This is a genomic window from Blautia sp. CAG:257 (assembly GCF_000433815.1).
Lineage (GTDB): Bacteria > Bacillota > Clostridia > Lachnospirales > Lachnospiraceae > Blautia_A > Blautia_A caecimuris.
On record NZ_HF999122.1, the window covers coordinates 1 to 2,339 of the forward strand.

Below are 2,339 nucleotides of genomic sequence, written 5' to 3' on the forward strand. Positions count from 1 at the left end.
AGTTAAGCACGGTATCAAATAATCCCCTTGCCTTTCGTATTTGCCGCCCAGTTCCTCAAATAATGATTGATCGCAGAGCTGTTAATGAATATCTTACTCTGATTGGAGAAAAAGAATTGCCCCTAAATTTTTTTGAAATAATTGACATTGAAGACCGATTTCCGGTTGAAAGAGTAAATAAACTATTGAATGGGAAAGAATAATAAATCTTGAATTTGCAAAGGAGACCAGTTATGAAAAAAACTAATAAATATAATGGAATGATATATGGGATGTGCATCGGTGTAGGTGTAGGAACTGCATTAGGCGTGGTATTCAATCATACTATATTAGGATTAGCTATAGGACTGGGAGTGGGAATGTTTGTTGGGAGTCTTTTTACTAATAAACATGATGATGATATAGAGTAGTAAGCGAAAATAAAATTCCAGTTTGACAATTTTATATCTACACACAAAGCAGTTAACCTTAGGATTATTAGAAATTTATAGTGGTAGTGGAACAAATGTTAAGGTTAGTTAATTTTGTCGTAAAGTGATAATACTCCAAGTATTTTATCCAATTTAACAAGGATTTCATCGAGAGGCTTTCTTGTAGTTGCTTCATATTGTGTAATTCTGATATCAGTAGAATCTTCGGGGAAGCCAAGTGCGATACCAAGTTCTTTTTGTGTGAGATGATTTTTCTGTCTCAAATGATTTAATTTTCTTCCAAATGTAATCATAGTAGTTATTCCTTTCTGCAAGTTATTTTGAGTGTGTGAGGTGTCGAATCATAAATTATTCGGCACCTCTGGTTTTATGATCTTTATTCCCCGGTACTTCCAAAAGCCCCGATATCTCTTGCTTCTCCGAGATCCAGAACAAAGTCGGCGATTAGAACCGGAGTGATAACCAGTTGCCCTACACGGGTATCTTTGCGGAGTATTTGGGATTCTGAACTAACATTACTGATGATGGCATGAATTTCTCCTCGATATCCGGAATCAATAGGCGGAAGTTCGCAGACCAACCCTTTTGCTGCCATGCTGCTTCTTGGAAAAACATAACCGGCATATCCATCTGGAATCATGAGACCAAATCCTAATGGGATTCTTGCAATCTCTCCTGGTTTTAATGTGTAGTCATAAGGCATATATACATCGGCCCCGGCATCGTTTTCATGAGGTCGGAAAGGATAATGATCTTTCTCTAACCCAAAGTCGATCAATTTAATTTTCATAAACAGTTTCCCTCCCTTCTACGAGCAGAGGATAATCTGCTCTCATTATTTCTAATGGAGACCATTCTTTTGGGATAGGAATTCCACAGGACATAGCACCTTCTTCACAACATCCCCTCTGGCAGAAAGGACCGGTCAGCTTCGGTGAAAATAACACCGGATCAAATTCATATAATTTCTGCCAGATGTCCAACATTACAATTCTTGTTTCGTCGGTATTTCTCCTGCAGATTCGCTGACTGATCATATGTTTCCACTCATAAGGTGTAGCGCAGATAATCAGAATATTTCTTAAAGCATGAGGGAGGGCATATCCTGCAGAATCATGATGAAATCCCACAGAGCACAATTCCTGATAACATCTGAGATCCGATAAGCAGCTTTTCAGATAGAGATCAATGTATCTCTGTTCGGAAAAAAGGATTTCATATGGGATCGTAAATGCAGCTTTTTCTGAATAGTTGCTATATTGCAGAGATGCACTCATGAATTTTACTTCGTTTTGATGACGAGTAATCTGTGCAAGAAAACGTCTGCTTGCCCCCACAATCGCAACAGTGATCACCGTAAATTTCTGTACGGTTGGATGAGGAAGACTGGCAATCCGATCTACGGTTTTATCTGTAAAAGATTTCTGATAAAGAGCCATAAGATCATCCATGTTTTGAATGGAATGCCCCTGTTGGGTAAGCCTTGCTGCGAATACCATGTTCTGAGCTGCTTCTTGAATGGTATAACTATTTAAAATCTTTGTCTCAATGTGATCCATAGGCTTGTTCCTCCTTTATCAATGCTTTCAGTAGAATGAGATAGTTGATGCAGTCTGTGATCTTCTCATCCCATTGTTCTAAGTCAAATTGGAGCAGCGAAGAGTAACACATGTCATAGAGAGATACGACATGCTTCGACATCATTCCGGCCAGAGCAGCCTTAGGTGTGCATCCCTGTAATGAGGCAGCGATTTTAAACGCACTCAGGCGGTCAATGCGGTCTCCGGTGTATTCTTTCTTCTTGTGTGCCAGGACATCGGCACATTTTCGATATTGTTGTTCAAGGACAACATTAAATTCATTTTGTGTCATATTGTAATTCCTCCTTCGTAAAATGATTTATAATTC

Annotated in this window: 5 protein-coding genes and 1 pseudogene; 2 read left to right on the forward strand and 4 right to left on the reverse strand. The window is 38.9% G+C overall.

Going from position 1 to position 2,339, the window contains the following annotated elements:
- Positions 1 to 203, forward strand: a pseudogene (locus QVP40_RS13245) (hypothetical protein); the annotation flags it as partial.
- Positions 204 to 233: 30 nt separating this feature from the next.
- A complete protein-coding gene (locus QVP40_RS13250; protein WP_008976817.1) occupies positions 234 to 410 on the forward strand; it encodes a hypothetical protein in 177 nt (58 codons plus the stop codon).
- A gap of 104 nt (positions 411 to 514) precedes the next feature.
- On the opposite strand, the gene QVP40_RS13255 is transcribed toward QVP40_RS13250, so the two are convergent.
- The 4 genes from QVP40_RS13255 to QVP40_RS13270 all read right to left on the reverse strand — a co-directional run bounded on the left by QVP40_RS13255 (position 515) and on the right by QVP40_RS13270 (position 2,303).
- Complete coding sequence (locus QVP40_RS13255) at positions 515 to 724, reverse strand: helix-turn-helix domain-containing protein (protein ID WP_009247025.1); 210 nt, start codon at positions 722 to 724, stop codon at positions 515 to 517.
- 83 nt (positions 725 to 807) lie between these two features.
- Positions 808 to 1,221 (reverse strand): dUTP diphosphatase, encoded by a 414-nt coding sequence (locus QVP40_RS13260; RefSeq protein ID WP_009247024.1) that lies wholly within the window; start codon positions 1,219 to 1,221, stop codon positions 808 to 810.
- Positions 1,211 to 1,990, reverse strand: a complete 780-nt coding sequence (locus QVP40_RS13265) for an FAD-dependent thymidylate synthase (RefSeq protein ID WP_009247023.1) — start codon at positions 1,988 to 1,990, stop codon at positions 1,211 to 1,213. The genes QVP40_RS13260 and QVP40_RS13265 overlap by 11 nt, the downstream gene beginning before the upstream one ends.
- The gene (locus QVP40_RS13270) at positions 1,977 to 2,303 is read right to left on the reverse strand and encodes a hypothetical protein (RefSeq protein ID WP_004606466.1); all 327 of its coding nucleotides are present in this window, start codon (positions 2,301 to 2,303) and stop codon (positions 1,977 to 1,979) included. Before QVP40_RS13270 ends, QVP40_RS13265 begins: the two co-directional genes overlap by 14 nt.
- Between the last annotated feature and the right edge of the window lie 36 nt (positions 2,304 to 2,339).